Origin of the sequence: uncultured Aquimonas sp. (assembly GCF_937888285.1) — a bacterium.
Lineage (GTDB): Bacteria > Pseudomonadota > Gammaproteobacteria > Xanthomonadales > Xanthomonadaceae > Aquimonas.
This window is the reverse complement of sequence record NZ_CALART010000037.1, coordinates 52,377-72,124: the sequence shown is the minus strand read 5'-3', so window position 1 is coordinate 72,124 and position 19,748 is coordinate 52,377. Positions and strand designations below refer to the sequence as shown.

At 68.9% G+C, this 19,748-nt stretch carries 18 protein-coding genes; 4 read left to right on the top strand and 14 right to left on the bottom strand.

Translation table 11 applies throughout. The features are described from left to right. Window positions 1-698: 698 nt before the first annotated feature. The 13 genes from Q0654_RS09580 to rlmE form a co-directional block, all read right to left on the bottom strand. Complete coding sequence (locus tag Q0654_RS09580; protein WP_298853170.1) at window positions 699-1,064, bottom strand: DUF423 domain-containing protein; 366 nt, start codon at window positions 1,062-1,064, stop codon at window positions 699-701. Window position 1,065: 1 nt separating this feature from the next. Then, window positions 1,066-2,361: a DUF4340 domain-containing protein gene (locus Q0654_RS09575; RefSeq protein WP_298853168.1), complete on the bottom strand. Its 1,296-nt coding sequence runs from the start codon at window positions 2,359-2,361 to the stop codon at window positions 1,066-1,068. Beyond that, window positions 2,358-4,226 (bottom strand): Gldg family protein, encoded by a 1,869-nt coding sequence (locus Q0654_RS09570; RefSeq protein WP_298853166.1) that lies wholly within the window; start codon window positions 4,224-4,226, stop codon window positions 2,358-2,360. Before Q0654_RS09570 ends, Q0654_RS09575 begins: the two co-directional genes overlap by 4 nt. A gap of 22 nt (window positions 4,227-4,248) precedes the next feature. Next, window positions 4,249-4,986 (bottom strand): ABC transporter permease subunit, encoded by a 738-nt coding sequence (locus Q0654_RS09565; RefSeq protein WP_298853163.1) that lies wholly within the window; start codon window positions 4,984-4,986, stop codon window positions 4,249-4,251. Then, a complete protein-coding gene (locus Q0654_RS09560; protein ID WP_298853161.1) occupies window positions 4,983-5,927 on the bottom strand; it encodes an ABC transporter ATP-binding protein in 945 nt (314 codons plus the stop codon). The genes Q0654_RS09565 and Q0654_RS09560 overlap by 4 nt, the downstream gene beginning before the upstream one ends. A 227-nt stretch (window positions 5,928-6,154) precedes the next feature. Next, on the bottom strand, window positions 6,155-7,288 hold the full coding sequence (locus Q0654_RS09555) for an SRPBCC family protein (protein ID WP_298853159.1): 1,134 nt from the start codon (window positions 7,286-7,288) through the stop codon (window positions 6,155-6,157). A 254-nt stretch (window positions 7,289-7,542) separates the two neighbouring features. Next, window positions 7,543-8,394, bottom strand: coding sequence for a sulfurtransferase (locus Q0654_RS09550; protein ID WP_298853157.1), 852 nt, complete (start codon window positions 8,392-8,394; stop codon window positions 7,543-7,545). 159 nt (window positions 8,395-8,553) lie between these two features. Next, window positions 8,554-9,192 (bottom strand): CoA pyrophosphatase, encoded by a 639-nt coding sequence (locus tag Q0654_RS09545; protein WP_298853155.1) that lies wholly within the window; start codon window positions 9,190-9,192, stop codon window positions 8,554-8,556. Then, entirely contained in the window at window positions 9,185-9,376 is a 192-nt protein-coding gene (locus Q0654_RS09540; RefSeq protein WP_298853153.1) for a DUF1289 domain-containing protein, read from the bottom strand. Before Q0654_RS09540 ends, Q0654_RS09545 begins: the two co-directional genes overlap by 8 nt. A gap of 255 nt (window positions 9,377-9,631) precedes the next feature. Then, window positions 9,632-10,312, bottom strand: coding sequence for an FKBP-type peptidyl-prolyl cis-trans isomerase N-terminal domain-containing protein (locus Q0654_RS09535; protein ID WP_298853151.1), 681 nt, complete (start codon window positions 10,310-10,312; stop codon window positions 9,632-9,634). 139 nt (window positions 10,313-10,451) lie between these two features. After that, window positions 10,452-11,354, bottom strand: a complete 903-nt coding sequence (gene folP, locus Q0654_RS09530) for a dihydropteroate synthase (protein ID WP_298853149.1) — start codon at window positions 11,352-11,354, stop codon at window positions 10,452-10,454. An 81-nt stretch (window positions 11,355-11,435) separates the two neighbouring features. Continuing rightward, the gene (gene ftsH / locus Q0654_RS09525) at window positions 11,436-13,343 is read right to left on the bottom strand and encodes an ATP-dependent zinc metalloprotease FtsH (RefSeq protein ID WP_298853147.1); all 1,908 of its coding nucleotides are present in this window, start codon (window positions 13,341-13,343) and stop codon (window positions 11,436-11,438) included. Further along, on the bottom strand, window positions 13,340-13,981 hold the full coding sequence (rlmE, locus tag Q0654_RS09520) for a 23S rRNA (uridine(2552)-2'-O)-methyltransferase RlmE (RefSeq protein WP_298853174.1): 642 nt from the start codon (window positions 13,979-13,981) through the stop codon (window positions 13,340-13,342). The genes ftsH and rlmE overlap by 4 nt, the downstream gene beginning before the upstream one ends. Window positions 13,982-14,220: 239 nt before the next feature. On the opposite strand from rlmE, the gene yhbY reads away from it, so the two are divergent. Together yhbY and Q0654_RS09510 are read left to right on the top strand one after the other, a co-directional pair. Further along, window positions 14,221-14,523 carry a ribosome assembly RNA-binding protein YhbY gene (gene yhbY / locus Q0654_RS09515; RefSeq protein WP_298853145.1) on the top strand — a complete coding sequence of 101 codons (303 nt, stop codon included), beginning with the start codon at window positions 14,221-14,223 and terminating at the stop codon, window positions 14,521-14,523. 38 nt (window positions 14,524-14,561) lie between these two features. After that, complete coding sequence (locus Q0654_RS09510; protein ID WP_298853143.1) at window positions 14,562-14,942, top strand: MTH938/NDUFAF3 family protein; 381 nt, start codon at window positions 14,562-14,564, stop codon at window positions 14,940-14,942. A 74-nt stretch (window positions 14,943-15,016) separates the two neighbouring features. On the opposite strand, the gene Q0654_RS09505 is transcribed toward Q0654_RS09510, so the two are convergent. Continuing rightward, entirely contained in the window at window positions 15,017-17,542 is a 2,526-nt protein-coding gene (locus tag Q0654_RS09505) for a serine/threonine-protein kinase (protein WP_298853141.1), read from the bottom strand. Window positions 17,543-17,666: 124 nt separating this feature from the next. Between Q0654_RS09505 and Q0654_RS09500 the strand changes: the two genes are divergently transcribed. After that, window positions 17,667-18,962, top strand: a complete 1,296-nt coding sequence (locus Q0654_RS09500) for a hypothetical protein (protein WP_298853139.1) — start codon at window positions 17,667-17,669, stop codon at window positions 18,960-18,962. Further along, window positions 18,962-19,747, top strand: coding sequence for a hypothetical protein (locus tag Q0654_RS09495; RefSeq protein ID WP_298853136.1), 786 nt, complete (start codon window positions 18,962-18,964; stop codon window positions 19,745-19,747). The genes Q0654_RS09500 and Q0654_RS09495 overlap by 1 nt, the downstream gene beginning before the upstream one ends. Window position 19,748 lies beyond the last annotated feature (1 nt).

The window sequence follows — 19,748 nt, the reverse complement described above, 5'->3', positions numbered from 1 at the left end:
CTGCGGAGGGTGCGCTATGGTAGCGGGCGCGAGGGATAAATCAGAGGGTCCCTAAGCAACGCAAGTCAGAAAGCGTCCCAGCAAGGGCGCTTCGCGGAGTTCCGCGAACAGCTTCATCGTGCCATGGTAAAGGCGATGTCGGCATTGAGGGACGAAGGCATCTTCGACCGATTCAAAGATCGGGCAGTTCTATTCATATCGTCGTCCGACTACGAAGAGTCCTTCGAGATCGAGAATTGGTCTGCGCAGATCTTGAACGCGCCTTCGATGTACGCAGATTTCTTGAATAGATACGAAGGCTGACGCGAACGAGATAATGGCGTTGAGGTGCCGAGTCAGCTGCTCAAGCCAAACGTCGGGGTCGAGGACACGTTCAATACCGAGCCGACGCAAGTTGCGCACCGAAATCAGCGCAGGCCGTAGAAAAACCTCAATGCTTGTCGTTGGCTACATCATGGGGCCTCTCTGCCCTTGGCGCTGCACCAGGAGCTGAGATCGGCCCGCCACCATGTTGTGGATCAATGGCCGCCCGGCGCTGAACTTACAAACCATGTGCTGCATGCGCTGGATGCACACTCCGGACTGCACGAGGGATAGATGCACGCACTCGACGGCAACGAGGGCTCGACGCTCGGGACCCGTTGCATTGGCCCTCCCTTACCTTCACGCTGCGGGCCGATAGCGGGCTGCTGTGGCCCTTACCGCCGCAGCCGCCCCAAACCAAGGCCCAGCCACGCCAGAATCAGGGTGCTGCCGCCAATGGGTGCCAGTCGCGTCGGCCAGCCGAACAGGGCAGCGCCGATCAGGCTGCCGCAGAACAGCAGCATGCCCGCCGCCATGGCAGCCAGCGCCGCGTGCTCGTGGCGGCGCCGGGCATTTGGGCTGAGTGCCAGCAGGGCAAGCCCGTGCAGGAACAGGTACAGCGAGGCCGTCTGCAGCCAAGTTTGCGCCTGACCGCTGGCGCTGTGGCTTGCGTAGGCACCGAGACCGACGGCCGCCGCGCAGGCGAGGCCGCCGAGGGCGCCCAGCAGGCGGTTTGCAAGCCCTGTGGGCGCCCTCTCCACGTCAGCCCTTCGGCTTCAGGTACGCGTCCATGCCGCGACGCAGGTTGTCGGCCTTGAAGCTGGGGATCTTGAACACCCAGCCCTCGGTGGCGCGCCTCAGCGCTGCGACTTCGTCCTGCAGCGCCTGCATCCGCTCGGCCCGATCGGCCTCGGGATCGCTGACGGCCTTCGGCGGTTCGGGCAGGTCGGCGGCGGATACTGCGGCGGTGCTCGGCGCCGGGGTGTTCGCGTCCGATGCGTCTGCAGCGGCGCTATCGGCTTCGGCGATTTGCCCTTTGGCCGCAACGGCGGCGCCGCCGGCGCTTGGCTGAGTCACATCGTCCTGGGACGACGCCTGCGCGGCCTTGAGCGCCTGCTCGTGCGCCATGGCCTCGCGCGCCTGCTCGCCCTGGATGCGCTCGGCGGCGGCCTGCTCGTCCAGGCTTACGTCGAAGCTCGCCCAGGTCTCGCCGCCCGCGGTGTGGGCCTTGATCGCAACCAGCATGCCCTCGCGGGTGCGGAAGCTTGCGGTGGTCGCCTGCGCGTCCTCTGCCGGCGTGTAGCCTTCAGCGCGACGCACATCGTCGATGCGCAACCCCGACAGGAAGCCGGCCGTGGCGTCGCCGACAAAGGCGCTGGCGGGTTCCCGGCCGCTGGGCAGGTTGGCGATGCGGAAGTCGCCCTCGCCTCCACTGTTGGCCTCGATCTGCACCGGGCCGCCCTCCGGCGGCTGCACCTCGACGCCGGTGACGCGGTTGGCGGCGATGTCCATCAGGTCGCGCTGCAGCCAGCCGCTGGCGGTCTTCTCGGCCGCCAGATTGCGGTCGACCAGCCAGCTCTGCGCGTCGCCCTGCAGGCGCACGAAGGTGCCGGCACCGCGACTGTTGTTCTGGCCGAGAATCACCGCCAGCTCGGGCCCTGCACCGGCAACGCGCAGCAGCACATTGCTGGCGCCTTCGGCCTGCACATCCTGTACGCCCAGGACGGGATAGGAAGCCTCGACGGCGGTCTTGGGCTCGATGCGCTGGGCCTGGGCAAGATTCAGCAGCAGCTCGCGCAGCTTGCCGACATCCGCGGCATAGCCCAGCTTTTCTTCCACGCCCCAGCCGGCTTCGCCGCGCTGCAGGGTGATGGTCTCGCCGCCGGCCGCCTGCACGACCACTTGCTTGACCTCGTTAAGGCCGGCTTCGAGGCCAGGTGCCAGCGGGCCTGCGAGCGGCGCTTCCGCCGCCGGCTTGCGCGACTCCGAGAGGTAAACGGCGAGCCCCATCAGAACGACGGCGGCCGCGCCTAGGCCAAGTATCTGCTTCTGCTTCATACCTTGCTCTCCTCACGGCGACGACGCGCGCGGCTGAGCGCGAAGGCCACCGCCACCACGGTCAGCAGCAGGGGCACGCCGGCGATGTTGATGACCTTGAGCTGGGTGCCGAGACGCGAGATGTCCTGGTCGAGGTCGCGTCGCACCTGGCGCAGCTCCTTGCGGATGCGCAGCTTCTCGTCCTGGAAGCGCTTGATCGCCGCCTGCTGCTCGGCCGAGAGCAGCTGGCCTCCGTCGTTGGCGCTGCGCTGCGACTGCAGTTCGGTGAGCTGGCGCTCGGTTTCGGTCAGCTGCGTCTGCAGCTCCTGCTCCTTGGCGCGGAAGCGGTCGTCGGCCTGGCGCTTCAGCGCCTCGACGCGGGTGAATGGGCGCGCCGAGGTGCTGCGCGCACGCACGCCGATCAGATCGCTGCTGCCAACGAGATTGTCGACGGCATTGACCACGAGATCGCCGTTCTTGGCAAACGCATTCATCACGCGCTGGCCGAAGAACTGCTGTGTCTGAACCCACAAGCGATCGGTGAGCAAGTCGGTGTCGGCGAACAGCAGGATGCTGGCCTGCTCGGTCTCGGCGCGATGGCCCTCGCCGCTGCGCTCGGGGAAGGCGGTTTTCAGCGGCCCGGTGAGGCGGCCGGCGATGACAAAGGCCTCGGTCGCGTTCGGCGTGAAGCCGTTGAACAGCTCGCGTGGCTCGGGCAGGAAGCGCACGCGCTCGACGCCGGTGGTCGCGGACGACAGCGAGCTCTGGATCAGCGGCTCCAGCTTGAGCGTGCTGTCGTCACGCACGACGAAGTGACCGACGGTCGACAGGTTCACCGCGTCCAGCTGGGCGGTGACGATGTCCTGCTGGTTCATGTGCTCGCGGCCGACACCCAGCACGGCCAGATGCCGCTGCGCCGGCTGGTCGGGCCGGGTCTGCAGCTGCAGGGCGGTCTCGGCGTCGAGCACGACCTTCTGCGGGTCGTAGCTGATGCCCCAGGCCTCGAACAGCTTCGGCAGGTCGGAGGACTTCTCCGCCATCATGTTCGACATCGGGTCCGCGGCTTCGCCGGCGACTTCGGCTTCGGCGTGCGGATCGACAAAGGCCAGCAGACGGCCGCCGCGCAGCACGAACTGGTCGATGGCGTAGAGCGTGTCCTCCGACAGGTTCTTCGGATGCACCAGCATCAGCAGTTCGATGTCGTCCGGAATCTGCGACACCGTGGACTCCAGCGTGCGCAGCTCGAACAGGCCGCCCAGCTCGTCGTTGATCACCCAGCCCGGCGTCATGCCGCCGCGCGCCGGGTCGAAGCCGCCACTCAGGTTCAGGCCGCTCAGCACGCCGACCTTGGGCTTGGCCGGGCCGGACAGGCCGCTGATCAGCTTGGCGACGTCGTACTCGAGGAAGGTCTCCTTGTCGGGCTGGAAGAACGGGATGGCCATCTGGCCATCGAGGGCATTGCTGCCGACCAGGCCGAAGAACAGGGTGTCGGCACCACCGCCCAGCGGCACGGCCTGCAGGCCGGCCGCGGTGGCGCGGTCCTCGTCTTCGCTGAAGGGCTGCGGGTCGATCACTTCCAGGCGCAGCTTGCCTGGGGCGACCGCGACCATTTCCTCCAGCAGCTCGCGCACGCGCTCGGCATAGGTGCGCAGGGCCGGATAGTTCGCCGCTGCGCGGTCGGAGAAGTAGAACTGCAGGTTCACCGGCTCCTCGATCTTGCCGATCAGGGAGCGGGTGCCGTCGGACAGGGTGTACAGGCGATCCTGCGTGAGATCCACGCGGGCGCCGCGGAACAGCACGCCGGTGAGCATCACCAGAGCGATGAAGAGCACGGCCAGCACCACCAGCGTGGAGCCGGTCAGTGCGCGTCGATTGAGCACAGACATGGGGTGGACTCCTTCGGTGGGCTTAGTCGGCTTTCTTCAGATCGATGACCACGGCGCTGGCCAGCAGCCAGAACGCGATCGTCAACACGAAGAACAGCAGGTCGCGCAGGTCGATGACGCCGCGCGAGATCGCGTTGAAGTGGGTCAGGAAGCTCAGGCCGGCGACCGCATCGACCAGCACCGCCGGCAGCAGGGCGCGGAAGAAGTCGAGCACGAGCGGGAAGCCCGCCAGCAGCAGCAGGAAGCAGACCACCACGGTGAGGATGAAGGCGATCACCTGGTTGCGCGTGGCCGCCGACAGGCAGGCCCCGATGGCAAGGAAGCCGCCGGCCATCAGCAGGCTGCCGATGTAGCTCGCGAAGATCACGCCGTTGTCGGGGTCACCGAGATAGTTCACGGTGATCCACATCGGGAAGGTCAGGAGCAGCGCGATGCCGACGAAAGCCCAGGCCGCCAGGAACTTGCCGAGCACCGCCTGCCACATGGTCACCGGCAGGGTCAGCAGCAGCTCGATGCTGCCGGACTTGCGCTCCTCGCTCCACAGCCGCATCGACACCGCCGGCACCAGGAACAGGTACAGCCAGGGGTGGAAGGCGAAGAAGGGCTGCAGATCCGCCTGGCCGCGCTCGTAGAGGCCGCCCAGGTAGAAGGTCAGCGCGCCGGCCATGGCCAGGAAGATCACGATGAAGACGTAGGCCACCGGCGTGGCGAAATAGCCCGCGAGCTCGCGGCGGGCAATGGCGAAGGTCGGATTGCTCATGCGCGGGCCTCCTGCGGCTGCGAGGACTGCGTGGTGATCTGGCGGAAGACTTCATCGAGACGTCCGCGCTCCAGCGCCATCTCGCTGACGCTGACGTTTTGCGCGCGCAGGAAGTCGTTGATGCGGTCGAGGATGCGCTCGCCGCGACGCGGGAAGGCCGTGATGCGGCCGTCCTGCGGGTCGATCTCGACCGCGGCCACGCCTTCGATGCGGGCCAGGCCTTCCTTCAGCGCCACCGGGTTGGCTGCGGTCAGCGACACCGCCTGGTGGTAGCGCGAACGCGCTTCCAGCTCATCGGGCGTGGCGTCAGCCAGCACGCGGCCGCGGGCGATGACGATGGCACGCGAGCAGACCGCGTGCACTTCTTCGAGAATGTGGGTCGAGATGATGATGGTGCGCTCGCGGGCCATCGACTGGATCAGGCTGCGCACCTCGTGCTTCTGGTTCGGGTCGAGGCCGTCGGTGGGCTCGTCGAGGATCAGCGCCCTCGGGTCGTGCAGGATGGCCTGGGCCAGGCCGACGCGGCGCTTGAAGCCCTTCGAAAGCGTGTCGATGGGCTGGTTCAGCACCTTGCCCAGCTGCAGCCGTCCGACCACTTCGTCGATGCGCCGACGGGTGTCGGCGGTCGACATGCCGCGCACTTCGGCGACGAACTTCAGGAAGCCCAGCGGGCTCATCTCGCCGTAGCTGGGCGCGCCTTCAGGCAGGTAGCCCAGGGCGCGCTTGGCAGCCACCGGCTCATTGGCCACGTCGTGGCCGCAGACGCTGGCACTGCCGGAGGTCGGGGCCAGGAAGCCCGCGATCATCTTCATGGTGGTCGACTTGCCGGCGCCGTTCGGGCCGAGGAAGCCCAGCACCTGGCCGGGCTCGACGCGGAACCCCACGCCGTCGACCGCGGTGAAGTCACCGTAGCGTTTGCACAACTCTCGCGTTTCGATCATTGGATGTCGTCCTGTTCTTGTCATGTGGGGCGAATCCGCCTGTCGCGCGGCGCGTTCCGGGAGCGAGTGCGCGCGACCCGGCGAATACCGCACCGAAGCAGGAAAGTTCCCGGCGCAGCGCTTTCGTCTGGAGGAAGGGCCACCCCACAAATGCAGACGGGCGCGGAGTCACTCCGCGCCCGTCCGGATTTGAGCGCCGCCAGCCCTGCTGGCGGCCGGCCCTTCGATCAGAGGATCGGCCAGTAGACCTTGAAGGTCGAGTCCTCGGCGGCGGTCTCGGAGATCTCGGTGAGGTACTCCTCGTAGCCGCGGTCGTGGACGCGCAGGCCGTGGGTAGCCGCATAGGCGCGCAGCATGTCGCGGATCAGCGGCAGCGACGCCGGGTGACCCGCGTAGTCGGTGGTCAGCACCTTGCCGCCGTAGGTGACGCCCGACACGATGCCTTCCGGCAGGTTCAAGCCCTCGATCGGCGTGGCAACCACGGCAGGGTCGACCACCGGCGCAGGCGCGGCCGGCGCTTCGGCAACCGCTTCGCCTTCGACCGCATCGGCTGCAGGCGCGGGGGCCGGTGCCTCGTTGGTCACCGGAATGACCACGTCGAAGCTGTACTTCTTGTCGGCGAACTCGGTGGTGACCAGGCGCGGCGGACCAGCCGCCTGCAGACCATTGCTGGCGATCGCAGCGCGCAGCTTGGTGATCGACGCGTCGAGCTCTTCCTCGACCGCCGAAATGTTGCGATCGGCGCTGGTCGAGAGGATCAGGGCCGGCTGCGACTGCACGACCGACTCCTTGATGTCGACCATCGGATTGTCGTAGTTGAAGTTCGGAATGGTCGCCAGCAGGCCGGTCAGGTTGGTCAGGCCGAGACGCATGTCGTCGCCGACGGTGCGGTCGATGTACAGACCGGCGTAGCGGCCGAACAGGTTCCAGCCGTAGTCGACGTCGTATTCCCAGTTGATGTCGACGGTCTTGCCGCGGTCATCCAGGGTGAACACATAGGTCTTGTTGGTGCCATAGGCATTGGTCTCGGCCGCCCACTCGATGCGCTCGTCCTGCACCGACTCGGTGACCTCGAACTTGCCGGAGCCGATCTTCGGCAGCTGGCTCTCGTAGCGCAGGATGGCGCCAACGCCGCGCGGCGCGCCTTCCATGGTGTAGCGGATCGCGGGATCGTGCTGGCGCTTCGGGTGCCACTCGTCGTAGCGCTGGAAGCTGTTCAGCAGGTCGTACACCAGACGCACCGGCCGGTTGGTCTCGACACTGTGGCGAACGTAGCGGTGGCTGGGCAGGAACACACCAACCAGCACGAACAGCAGTGCGACCAGCAGCAGGGCGATCACGAATTCGATCAGACGGGTCATTCAGGGTCTCCGGGAATGGACCTGCATCGTGGCGCCGGCGAGCCGGACTCCCTCCACACGGATGCAAGGCCGCGAAGAATAGCCCGAACCGGGCCGCTGCGGCCAGCCGCGGTTCAGCCTGCTACAAGACTTCGCAATGCGGAAAGCTGCGCCCCCCGGGCCACTGACGACCGGCACATTTCCCGACTGCGATTCCGGCCGATGGCCCGGAAAGCAACGCTGCGACGAAGCCGCAACGTGCGTGGGAACGGGGATCAGTGGTCCCCGCGCGCGACCGGCCGCTGGCGGTCGCTGCACCATTCGCTCCACGAGCCGGCATAGACGCTGGCCCCGCCCAGGCCGGCGTGCTCCATCGCCAGCAGGTTGTGGCAGGCGGTGACGCCGGAGCCGCACATCAGCACCACGTCGCCGGGGCTGCGGCCACCCAGCAGCCGCTCGAAGTCGGCGTGCAGCACCGAGGCCGGCTTGAACAGTGCGTCCGGGCTCAGGTTCTCGATGTAGGGCCGGTTCAGCGCACCGGGGATGTGCCCCGCCACAGGGTCGAGCGGCTCGACCTCGCCGCGGAAGCGCTCGCGTGCGCGCGCGTCGATCAGCACGGTGCCTGCGTTGGCGAGGCGCGCTGCCAGCACGGCGGTGCTGATGACCTGGCGCACATCGAAGCGGGCGCGGTACTGGCCCGGTCGCGGCCGCGCGCTGCCGGATTCCATGCGTCCGCCGGCGTGCATCCACGCGTCAAGACCACCGTCCAGCACCGCCACGCGACGGTGGCCGAGCAGGCGCAGCATCCACCACAGCCGCGCGGCCATCGCACCATCGCGGCCGTCGTAGGCCACCACCTGGTGCTGCGGGGTGATGCCCCAGCGCGCCAAGGTCGCGCAGAAGCGCTCGGCGTCGGGCAGCGGATGGCGGCCGCGACCGCTGCGCGAGAGGTCGGAGAGGTCGCGCTCGAGGTGGGCATAGACGGCCCCGGCGATGTGGCCGAGCGCGAATGCGCGCTCGCCCGCCGAGGGTTCGCGCAAGTCGAAGCGGCAGTCGACGATCGCCAGCTGAGGCGCATCGAAGTGGGCGCGCAGATCCTCCGCGCTGACCAGGGTGGTCCAATCCATTGCCGTGTCTTCTCCCCGTGGCCGAGCCGCGAATGACAGCTGCGCACCATACCGCCCAGGGCTCGGATTCGGAAAGCAGTGCGTCACGCCCGAGCGGGCGCAAACCGGGCCAATTCCCGCCGCAATCGCGCCGCAATCGCGCCGCACGCGCGCTGGGCCTCAATCCGCCGAAGCGGCCCGCAACCTTTCGCGCAGATTGAGCAGCATGGCCGCGGTCGCGCCCCAGATGCGCTGGCCGGCGAAGTCGAACCGCCAGGTCTGGCGGGGTCGTCCGGCGAGCAGGCCGTGTTCGACGCGCAGGTTCGACGGATCCATCAGGAAGTCCAGGGGCACCTCGAAGACTTCCGCGACCTCGCCCGGCTCGGGCCGCGACACATGCCGAGGAGACACCCGGGCGACCACCGGCAGCACCAGGAAGCCGGTGAAGGTCGGTAGTGGATCGATGTAGCCGAGCGGCAGCGCATGCTCGGGGCTGAGGGCGATCTCCTCCCACGCCTCGCGCAGCGCAGTCTGCAGCAGGCCACCGTCGGCGGCATCGTGACGCCCACCCGGGAATGCGACCTGGCCCGGGTGATGTGCCAGCGCTTCGGTGCGCTTGGTGAGGATCACCTGGGTGCCACGGCCGCGGTCCACCAGGCCGACCAGCACGGCAGCCGGACGCAGTGCCTCGACGGGCGGAATCAGATCGGCAAGATCCGCAGGCACCGGCGGCGGGTCTCGTGGCGGCGTATCGAGGCCGTACAGCGCGCGCGCGATGCGCGCGTCAAGCTCGGAGGCGGGCAGGTTCCACTCAGACACGGCGCGGCGTCGCAGCGCGATCAGGCAGGACGAAGTCCATGAGGTACTCGCGCTGGGCAGGACTGAAGCTGAGCCAGCCCGCGATCTCCTGACCTGTACGCAAACAGCCCAAGCAGAGGCCGTCCGGCCCCAGTTCGCACAGGCCGATGCACGGGCTCAATACCGGCACCGCAGTGGCACTCATCTCGATTCAACTCCTCTGGAATGCTGCAAGTATCGACGGGCGGCGCACCCTGCCCCAGCCCCTGCGCGTGCCCCAGCCGGCCCGGCGCATGCCGTGCGCGCGTCGATGTGTCATCCGCGTGAGCTCGACAAACGAAGAGGGGGCGGCTGCCGACGCAGCGCCCCCTGTCCGTGAAGCCTCAAGCCCGAGGAAGCCGCCACCGCTGGCGGCGGTCCGGACGCGCCACGGCCGGCGCGATCCGGAAGGCTCCGGGTCTTACTTGACGCTGACCAGCTTGACGTCGAACACCACGGCCTGGCTCGGCCCCACCGGCGAACGGGGGTTGTCGCCATAGCCCTGGTCGGGCGGCAGGAAGACTTCCCAGCGCGAGCCGGTCTTCATCATCGGCAGCACTTCTCGCAGGCCGGGCAGCGGCGCTTCCGAAACCTTCATCGTGACCGGCTCATTGCCGGTGTAGGTGCTGGCGAACTCCTGACCGGTCGACAGCGAACCGCGGAAGTGGATCTGCACTTCGCTGTTCGCGGTCGGCTGGGCGCCAGTGCCCTGCTCGATGATCCGGTACTGGATACCCGAGGCGAGGTTCTGGATGCCCTGCTTGCCGCGGTTCTGGGCGAGGAACTGCTCGCTCTTGGCCTTGTTCTCGGCCGACACGCGCTCGAACTCGGCGCGGGCCTGCTCCAGCATCTGGGTCTGCATCTTCTCGACCGCTGCGCGCATCTCTTCCGGCGGAACGCTCGGATCGCGCTTCGCGAAGCCTTCCTGCACACCGCGGACGACGGTATTGACGTCGAGATCGACGCCACGCTCGGCCATTTCACGGCCCAGCTGGTAACCGATAGCGTAGCTCAGCTTGCCCTTCTCCGAGGAGGTGTCCTGTGCCTGCACGGCACCCATACCCAGCACTGCCACGGACACGACCAACCAGCGCAACTTCATGCACAACCTCCTGGGTGAAACGCCCGCCACTTGGCGTCGGCGTAAAGCGCACAAGCATACCCGTGTGCGTTCGGGACCGCCACGCAGCGATCAACCTGAGCTCGGGGGCCGCGCGCGGGCGCATCAGGCGCCAGCGGCGTCAGTCCTCGTCGCCCCAGAGCGGCGCCTTGGACAACGCCCGTGGTGCGGAAGTTCGCGGCGGCAGCGCCGCCAGCACGGCGAGCCCATCGCGCGTCGCGGCGACGTCATGCACGCGCAGGATGCGTGCACCGCGCTGGGCCGCCAGCACCGCCGCCACCGCCGAGCCGACCATGCGCTGTCCCAGCGCGCGCCCGGTGATCGCGCCGATCATCGACTTGCGCGAGACGCCGACCAGCAGCGGCGGCAGGTCCTTCGCAAAATCCGCCAGAGCCCCCATCAGGGCTGAATTGTGTCCCAGCGTCTTGCCGAAGCCGAAGCCCGGATCGACCAGCAGCCGCGCGCGTGGGATGCCGGCGAGCTCGCAGGTGAACACGCGATCCGCCAGGAAGCGCTGCACCTCGGCGACCACGTCGGTGTACTGCGGATCGGCCTGCATGCTGCCGGGCTCGCCCTGCATGTGCATCAGGCAGACCGGCACGCCGAGTTCGGCCGCGGCTTCGAGCGCGCCCTCGCGACGCAGGGCCCAGACATCGTTGATCAGGCCGGCGCCGGCTCCCACCGCGGCGCGCATGACCTCCGGCTTCGAGGTGTCGATCGAGATCGGCACCGGGCTCGCAGCCGCCAGGCGCTCGATCAGCGGAAGCACGCGGTCGAGCTCCTCCTGCACGCCCACCGCAGGCGCGCCGGGGCGGGTCGACTCGCCGCCGACATCGATGATGTCGGCGCCTTCCTCCACCATGCGCAGCGCGGCAGACAGCGCGGCATCGACGTCGGCGAGCCTGCCACCGTCGGAAAACGAATCGGGCGTGAGATTGAGCACGCCCATGATGCGCGGGCGATCCAGCAGCAGCGGCCGGCCGCGGCAGTCGAGACAGGGGGCAAGGTCGGTGGTGTCGAACATCGAAGGCTTCCGGGGAATGGCAAGGCCTGAAACGCGAACGCCCGCGCAGTGGCGGGCGTTCGCAGGTGGTTTGAACTGCAATCAGGTCTGGGCGGCGGGGCCACCCAGCGCACCTGCAGCGGGACCTGAGCTGTCGCGCGGAGGGCTCGGGTTGTCCTGCTTCGTCCAATCGGTCGGCGGCGGCGGCAGGCGGCCTTCCATGATGGCGTCGATCTGCTTGGCGTCGATGGTCTCGTAGGTCAGCAGCGCATCTGCCATGACGTGCAACTTGTCGAGGTTCTCGGTGAGGATCGCGCGGGTGCGCTGGTAGGCGCGGTCGAGGATGCCGCGCACGACCTCGTCGATCTTGCGCGCGGTGTCGTCCGAGACGTTCTTGTGCTGGGTCACCGAGCGGCCGAGGAAGACTTCGTCCTCCTGCTCGCCATAGGCAACTGGACCGAGTTCATCCGACAGGCCCCACTTGGTGACCATGTTGCGGGCCATCTTGGTGGCACGCTCGATGTCGTTCGAAGCACCCGTGGTGACCTTGTCCGCGCCGAAGATCAGCTCCTCGGCCACGCGGCCGCCGTACAGCGAGCACAGCTGGCTTTCGATGGCCACGCGGTTGTAGCTGTAGCGGTCCTGCTCGGGCAAGTACATGGTCACGCCCAGCGCCCGGCCGCGCGGAATGATCGTCACCTTGTAGACCGGGTCGTGGTCAGGCACGACGCGGCCGACGATGGCGTGGCCGGCCTCGTGGTAGGCGGTCAGCTTCTTCTCGGCTTCGCTCATCGCCATCGAGCGGCGCTCCGCGCCCATCAGGATCTTGTCGCGGGCCTTGTCAAAGTGGCTCATCCGCACTTCGCGGGCGTTCTCGCGCGCAGCGAACAGAGCCGCCTCGTTGACGAGGTTGGCGAGGTCTGCGCCAGAGAAGCCGGGCGTGCCGCGTGCGACCACCGAGGGGTCGACGTCAGCCGCGGCCGGCACTTTGCGCATGTGCACCTTGAGGATCTGCTCGCGGCCGCGCACGTCGGGCAGCGGCACGACCACCTGGCGATCGAAGCGGCCCGGGCGCAGCAGGGCCGGATCGAGCACGTCGGGGCGGTTGGTGGCGGCAATGACGATGATGCCCTCGCTGCCCTCGAAGCCGTCCATCTCGACCAGCAGCTGGTTCAGGGTCTGCTCGCGCTCGTCATGACCACCGCCCAGACCGGCGCCGCGGTGACGACCGACGGCGTCGATCTCGTCGATGAAGATGATGCAGGGCGCGTGCTTCTTGGCCTGCTCGAACATGTCGCGCACGCGGCTGGCGCCCACGCCGACGAACATCTCCACGAAATCCGAGCCGGAGATCGAGAAGAACGGCACCTTGGCCTCGCCGGCAATGGCCTTGGCCAGCAGAGTCTTGCCCGTGCCGGGCGAGCCGACCATCAGTACGCCGCGCGGAATGTGGCCGCCCAGCTTCTGGAACTTGCTCGGGTCGCGCAGGAACTCCACCAGTTCGGAGACTTCTTCCTTGGCCTCGTCGCAGCCGGCGACATCGGCGAAGGTGATCTTGACCTGGTCCTCGCCCTGCAGCTTGGCGCGCGAGCGGCCGAAGCTCATGGCGCCGCGGCCGCCGGAGCCGGCCTGCAGCTGGCGCATGAAGAAGATGAAGATGCCGATGAAGATGATGTAGGGCAGGATCGAGAGCAGCACCGTGCCCAGTCCCGGGCCCGAGGGCGGCGTGCCGCGGGTCTCGACCCCGTACTTGATCATGTCAGATACGAAGTAGGCATCACCCGGGTCAAAGGTCGTGAAACGCGTGCCGTCCTTGCGCTCGACATGGATGGTGACCCGATCCTCGCCGCGGATGGCCTTGGCGATCTCGCCATTCTGGACCTGCTGGATGAAGCGGTCGTAGCTCACCGGCTCGTTGGAACCGGCGCGCGGGGTGAAGCTCTGGAATACAGCCATCAATACGACGGCGATCACCACCCAGAGCAGCAGATTCTTGGCAAGGTCATTCATTCTCGGGCCTCGTTTGCGCCGCCCCGTTTGCCGGTGGCGAGCGCGTAGATCTCGGGGGAGCGGTTGCGTGACGCCTTCGGCTTGCGGATCTGCACCTTCGCATAGCGCTGGCGCAGGTCCTTGAGAAAGGCATCGGAGCCCTGCCCCTGGAACACTTTCATCAGCAGGGTACCGCCTTCCCGCAGGTGCTGGTCGGCGAAATCGCGGGCCAGCTCGCACAGATGCATGCTGCGCGGCTGGTCGACGCCCGACATGCCACTCATATTGGGCGCCATGTCGGAGAGGACAAGGTCTGCCAGCTGTCCGCCCAGTGCGGCTTCGAGGCGGGACAGTGGCTCCGGCTCTCTGAAATCGCCGTGAATGAACTCGACGCCAGCGAGCGAGGGCATTTCGAGGATGTCGAGCGCGATCACCCGCCCCCGCTCGCCGAGCTCGCGGCGCACCAGCTGCGACCAGCCGCCGGGTGCCGCACCGAGATCGACCACCACCATGCCGGGGCGGATCAGCTGGTCTCGCTCGATCAGCTCTTCCAGCTTGTAGACCGCACGCGAACGCATGCCCTCGCTCTGGGCGCGCTTCACGTACGGATCGGCGAAATGCTCGGCCAGCCAGCGCCGGCTGCTCTTGCTGCGGTTCATCCGGGCCGGACTCGATGTGGGTGACGGGGCGCTGCGCACCCGGCGGGTGCTTGCGGGGCCGCATGATACCCTGTGCGCCTTCACGGGACCTGTCCGCGACCGTGCTGCCGCCATGGCTGGAGCCTGTCCAGGCCCGCTGCGCGGCGGCATCCAGCGTCGTCGCACTGCCTTCGGCCGCGATGCCGGAAGCTCCCGCAAGCCCACAGCCCGCTCCATCCGAATCCCGGACACGACCACGCATGTTCCAGAAGCTCAGCAACTCCCAGCAGCGCTACCTGCGCGGGCTCTCCCACGGCCTGAAGCCGGTGATCATGGTCGGCGGCAAAGGCCTCACCGATGCCGTGCTGGCCGAACTCGACCTCGCGCTGGAGCACCACGAGCTGGTCAAGGTCAAGATCGCAGCCGACGACCGCGATGCGCGCGACGAGATCGTCGCCGAGCTGGTGCTGCGTTCGCGCAGCAACCTGGTGCAGCGGATCGGCAATATCGCGACCCTGTTCCGGCGTTCCAAGGAACGGCCGCAGATCAGCCTGCCGCGCTAGGCTGGCCCCGCTCCCATCGCACGAGCCGACTCGCGCCCATGCCGCTCGCCGAAGATCGACAGGAAGGCCTCTACACCGTCCGCTGGGTGTCCGCGGATGCGATCCGCATCGACGACGCCGAGTTCCGCGACAGCCTGCTGCTGATGCCGGACAGGGTGCGCGACAAGGTGCCTGCACAGCGTCCTGCCGATATCGGCGAGGCGCTGGTGGCGGAGATCCTGGGCTACGCCCCGCAGGTGCTCATCCTCGGCACCGGCGAGCGCCAGATCTTTCCGCCGCCGGCGCTGCTGGCCGCCTTCCTCGGCCGCGGCGTCGGCCTTGAGGCCATGGACAACAGCGCCGCAGCGCGCACCTACAACCTGCTCGCGCTGGAGGGCCGCCGCGTGGCGGGTCTGTTCCTGCTCCCGCACAGCGGCTGAGTTCGCCCAAAGCGCCGCTGCCACCGGCGTCCGGCGGCGGCCGCACCAGGCCGATAGCTCTTTTTCGCGGGCGCTCAACCTCCCGCCTGCTCCAGACGGGCCCGAAGCGCCGGCAGCTCGATGTGGTTGGGCTCAAGCTCGGCGGCACGCTCCAGGGCCTGGCGCGCCGACGCGATCTCGCCTCGGCCCAGCCGCTCGCTGGCAACGCCGACATAGGCAGCAGCCAGGCGCTGGCGCATGGACGCCAGCTCCGCCGACCCCGGTGCCACGACCTGCAGGCCCTCCAGATAGCGGAGGGCGTCATTGGGCCGGCTGGCCGCCAGCGCGGCATCGAAGCGCGCCTGCGCCTGCGCGGGCAAGCCCTGCATCAGGGTGCGCGCACGGCTGTCTGTCGGCGCCAAGGCCAGCGCCGCGCGCAGGCTGTCATAGGCGCTCTCGCCAGGCGGCTGCAGCAGGCGACCCTGCGCGATGGCCGCCTCGGCCTCGGCGATCAGCGCGTCCACGCGGGCCGGGTCGCTGGTCGAGCCGCCGGCGACACGGCTGTAGTTGCGACGCGCCTCTTCCATGCGCTCGCGCGCGCGAACAAGCCCGGCTGGCGGCGGCGTCAACAGGGCGGCGGCGTCCAGCGCGGCTTCGGCAGCCTCGAAATCGAAGTCGGCGCTCGCCGATTCCGCGCGCCGCAGCAGGTCCTGGGCGAGACGTCGCAAGCCTTCGCGCGCTTCGCTGTTGTCCGCATCCAGGGCAAGCACCGCGCGGAACGCGTCCTGCGCGCTCTGCCCTACGGGCGTCGTCAGCTGCCCGCGGGCACTGCGCTGCCGCGCCAGCTGGAGCTGCGCTGCGATCTGATCGGCCCGGCCCTTGCGCGCTTCAGCCAGCGCAGCGCGCAGCTCGGGCAGCTGCAGATTGGCTGGATCGACCTGCGTCACCACAGCGATGCGTGCCTCGCCCTCGGCAAAGCGACCCGCGTCGATGTCAGCGCGCGCTGCGGTCAACACCGGCGCGAGCGCCTCGCGCAGCCCGGCACGGGCGACCGGATTGGCCGCATCCAGCGCAAGCGCCTGCTGGTACAGCGCGATCGCGCCGGTGACGGGCTCCTCGATACGGCCGGCCGCGAGGGCCTCCGCAGCGGCATCGATGCGACGCGAGAGCTCCTGCATTCCGTCCTGACGTTCGCCAGCGTCGGCCAGTGCCGCCTCGACGACCGCGAGTTCCTCGCGCCCCACGCCCAGCGTGCGCGCAAGTTCGAGCTCGCGCCTGGCGGCGTCCGTAACGCCCGCCTGCAGCTGCTGACGCGCCTGCTGGAGATGTGCGCGTCCAACGCGGCGCAGGCCTTCACGTGCCGCCTCGTGATCGGGCTCGGCGGCGAGGATGGCGTTGTACAGGCTGCGCGCGCCCGGGCCGTTCTCGTCATCCTGCAGGCGCCCGGCCTGTAGCGCTGACTCTGCGCGCGTCAGCTGTTCGCTGCGGTCGGAGCCGCTCCACAGCGGACGCAGCCGCTCCTGGAACACCAGGCCAGCAGCAAGCGCGATGACCAGAGGAAGCAGCCAGACGGCCCAGCGCCAGCCGCCTCGCGAGGCTCCGCGGCGACGGGATGCAGGCCTGGAGGCTACGCGCGGTCGCGGCCCGGTGTCCCGTGACCGGATCGCATCCATGGCCCCCAGCGAAGGGCCCTCCGCGCGCGAGGCCGACCTCGCGGCACGCGCCTCGGGCGGGGTCACTAAAGTCGGCGTCGTGTCCGACACCTGCGGTCGCGGGCTGCGGCCTCGCGGTGCCGGTTCCGGCAGCACCAGGTCCAGCGCTGAAAGGGATTCCAGGGCGGCGACGAGTTCGGCGCCGCTGGCGAAGCGCTGATCGGGCTCCTTGGCCAGCAGGCGATCGAACAGCGGCTGCAGCTCCGACAGCGACTGCGGCAGGCGCGGCAGCGGCGCGGTGATGTGCATGATGCCGACCGCGACGGAGTCATCGGCCTGGTACGGCACCTCGCCCATCAGCAGCTGGTAGAACACCACGCCCAGGCTGTAGAGGTCGGCGCGACCGTCCAGCGGTTGGCCGCGGGCCTGCTCCGGGCTCATGTAGTGCGGCGTGCCGATGATCGCGCCCGTGCGGGTCATGCGCATCGAATCGCCCGCGCGGGCGATGCCGAAATCGGTCAGCACCGCGCTACCGTCCTCGCGCAGCAGGATGTTGTCCGGCTTGATGTCCCGGTGCACCACGCCGCGCTTATGCGCATAGTCGAGCGCGCTGGCGATCTCGCGGATCACCCGCAGGGCGAAGCGGTAGTCGCGCCGCGGGCCGCGGCGCTGGATCACCGGCCCGCCGGGCAGGTGCTCCATCGCCATGTAGTGGTGCTCACCGTGCTGGGCCACGTCATAGACATGGACCACGTTCGGGTGACGCAGGCTGGTGGCGATGCGCGCCTCGCGCAGGAAGCGCTCGCCGAACTCCTCGTCACCCAGCAGGCTGCCGGACATGATCTTGAGCGCGACCTCGCGCTGCACCGACTCCTGCAGGGCCAGGTAGACCGTAGACATGCCACCGCGGCCGATCGGGCGGTCGATACGGTAGCCGGGAATCTCGATCACAAAGGGCAGGCCGCGCACATGGACAAACAGCCGACAGCATAGCAACTCCCCTGCCCGCTTCGGCCCCGGGAAATCGGCTTGCAGCCCACCGGACTTTGCACCACCCTACGCCGCCGCGCCCGCCGGCGGCCTGCCGATTTCCGTGACCGAATCCCCCGACGATCGCCTGAACGACTTCCTGGTCCCCGGCTTCAGCGCCGAGGAGCTGCCGGGGCTGGCCCTGCTGCTGCGAGGCCGCGAGCTGCTGCGCGCCTTCTCGGCCCTGTTCCACGGCGGCGAAGGCGGCGTGCTGGCGCGGCTGCTGGTGCTGCGTGCGCTCGGCTCACGCATCGACCCGCCCGACATCAGCCCGGCCGAGGTCCGCGAGCAGCTCTGCTACATCGACCCGGTCAAGCTCGACACCATCCTCGGCCGCCTGAAGGACCACGAGCTGGTGGTCTGGGAGCCCGAGATCCAGCGCTATCGGGTCAGCCCGCTGGGCCGCAAGACGCTGGCCGCGCTGTCCACCCTGCTGGAGTTCGAGGCCTTCGACCATGACGGCGTCGGCTACCTCACCGCCCAGATCGCCGCCAGCCAGGCGGTGGGCGTGGTGCCCTCGGACGAGCTGTCGCACCTGCTCTCGCGCCTGACCGAGCTGCGCGACGACTTCGACCGCGCCGTACTCTCGGGCTCGGAGTACCGCATCCGCGCGGCTTCCGCCCGACTCGACCAGGTCTGGCAGTGGGTCGAGCGCGGCACGGACGTGGTGCGCAAGATCACCGCGGATCCCGACCTCGATCTCGACCCCAGCACCCATCGCCTGGCGCAAGCGGTCGGCCGCGCGCAGTCGGCCCTGCTGCGCCAGGCCAGCGTGTTCGCGCGGGCGCTGAACCAGATCGACCGCGACCGCATCCATCTGGGCCAGTCGGGCCTGTCCTCGTCCGACCTGGTCGGCTGGCTGCGCGAGCAGAGCGCCGAGCGTCTGGCCGAGTTCGCCGAGGAGCTGTGGACCGCCCCGCCACGCCCGGCCTTCATCCAGGACCAGATCGCATTGGACGTGGCGGAGTTCGAGCTGGTCGACCGCGAGCGTGCGGCCCAGCTGGTGTCCGCTCTGCCCGATGGCGCCAAGGCCCCGCGCACCGATGCGCTGCCGATCGAAACCGAGGACACCAGCCGCCTGCAGCGCTGGCGCGACGAGCTGGGCGAGGTGCGGCGCGAGACCGCGCTGTCGAAGCTCGTGCCCAGCGAGGACTACGCCGCCAGCGCCTATCGGCTGTCCCTGCTCGGCCTGCTGGGCGATCCGGAATCGGCTGCGCTCGACGGCCCGGCGGCGGACATCGCGCGGCTTTCGCTGCGCGTCACTTTCAGCAACGACAAGATCGACCTGCGCGGGCGCGGCGGCATCGCGCTGATGAGCGCGGGTGACGTGCGGCCGCTCGTGGCCCCCGCGGAGGAATGATGCAGGACCCAGTCGCCACCCTGATCGCGCGCCTGCTGGCGCAGCGCTGGCTGCCGCGCGAAGACGAACTGGCGCGTCGCGCCCTGCTCGACGAGCCCTTCCGCGCCGACCTCGACAAGCGCCTCGAAGCCGCGGGACTGGTGCTGCGCGAGCATCCCTATGCCGCCCACATCGGCGTGGCGCTGGCGCGCGCGCAGGAGAAGGCGATCTTCGCCGTAGACCAGGGCTGGCTGTCCAACCAGCTGCAGCTGGACCGCAATGCGATGGCGCTGCTGGTGGTGCTGTGGGCGCTGATCATCCTGCCCAAGCGCCAGCGTCAGGTGGAGCGGCAGGACGCCGACTCGGCCAGCGCGCAGCAGGCGCAGATGTTCGCGGAAGAGAAGCCCATCCCGGTGCACGCCGGCGTGTCGCCGACGCTGAGCGAACGCACCCTGATCGCCGACTTCGCCGACAAGCTGGGCGGCAAGATGGCAGTCAACGTCAACCTGGGCGTGCTGGCGCGGCATGGCTTCATCCAGCGTCGCGCCGGTGACTTGAGTGAAGGCCCGCTGCTCGATCTGGCCTTCGACTACGAGCGCACCAGCCGCCGCATCCTCGATGGCGCACTGGCTGACATCCTGAGCCCGGCCGCGCGCGCCGAGCGAGCGATCCGCCTCGCCGAAGCGCCGCTGCACTCGTCCGACGAGGAAGAGATCGCGCTGCCCGATGCCGACGTGGGTGACGCCGGCTGGAACGCGCCGCTGGCGATGGACGCCGGCACCGACAGCAGCCCGCAGGGAGCCTGAG

Bases quoted from the DNA above. Each gene is read 5' to 3' on its own strand.
- Q0654_RS09560 (WP_298853161.1), bottom strand. From the start codon at position 5,927: ATGATCGAAACGCGAGAGTTGTGCAAACGCTACGGTGACTTCACCGCG.
- Q0654_RS09495 (WP_298853136.1), top strand. From the start codon at position 18,962: ATGCAGGACCCAGTCGCCACCCTGATCGCGCGCCTGCTGGCGCAGCGC.
- yhbY (WP_298853145.1), top strand. From the start codon at position 14,221: ATGTTCCAGAAGCTCAGCAACTCCCAGCAGCGCTACCTGCGCGGGCTC.
- Q0654_RS09555 (WP_298853159.1), bottom strand. From the start codon at position 7,288: ATGACCCGTCTGATCGAATTCGTGATCGCCCTGCTGCTGGTCGCACTG.
- Q0654_RS09565 (WP_298853163.1), bottom strand. From the start codon at position 4,986: ATGAGCAATCCGACCTTCGCCATTGCCCGCCGCGAGCTCGCGGGCTAT.
- Q0654_RS09510 (WP_298853143.1), top strand. From the start codon at position 14,562: ATGCCGCTCGCCGAAGATCGACAGGAAGGCCTCTACACCGTCCGCTGG.
- Q0654_RS09535 (WP_298853151.1), bottom strand. From the start codon at position 10,312: ATGAAGTTGCGCTGGTTGGTCGTGTCCGTGGCAGTGCTGGGTATGGGT.
- Q0654_RS09575 (WP_298853168.1), bottom strand. From the start codon at position 2,361: ATGAAGCAGAAGCAGATACTTGGCCTAGGCGCGGCCGCCGTCGTTCTG.
- Q0654_RS09570 (WP_298853166.1), bottom strand. From the start codon at position 4,226: ATGTCTGTGCTCAATCGACGCGCACTGACCGGCTCCACGCTGGTGGTG.
- Q0654_RS09550 (WP_298853157.1), bottom strand. From the start codon at position 8,394: ATGGATTGGACCACCCTGGTCAGCGCGGAGGATCTGCGCGCCCACTTC.
- ftsH (WP_298853147.1), bottom strand. From the start codon at position 13,343: ATGAATGACCTTGCCAAGAATCTGCTGCTCTGGGTGGTGATCGCCGTC.
- folP (WP_298853149.1), bottom strand. From the start codon at position 11,354: ATGTTCGACACCACCGACCTTGCCCCCTGTCTCGACTGCCGCGGCCGG.
- Q0654_RS09540 (WP_298853153.1), bottom strand. From the start codon at position 9,376: ATGAGTGCCACTGCGGTGCCGGTATTGAGCCCGTGCATCGGCCTGTGC.
- rlmE (WP_298853174.1), bottom strand. From the start codon at position 13,981: ATGAACCGCAGCAAGAGCAGCCGGCGCTGGCTGGCCGAGCATTTCGCC.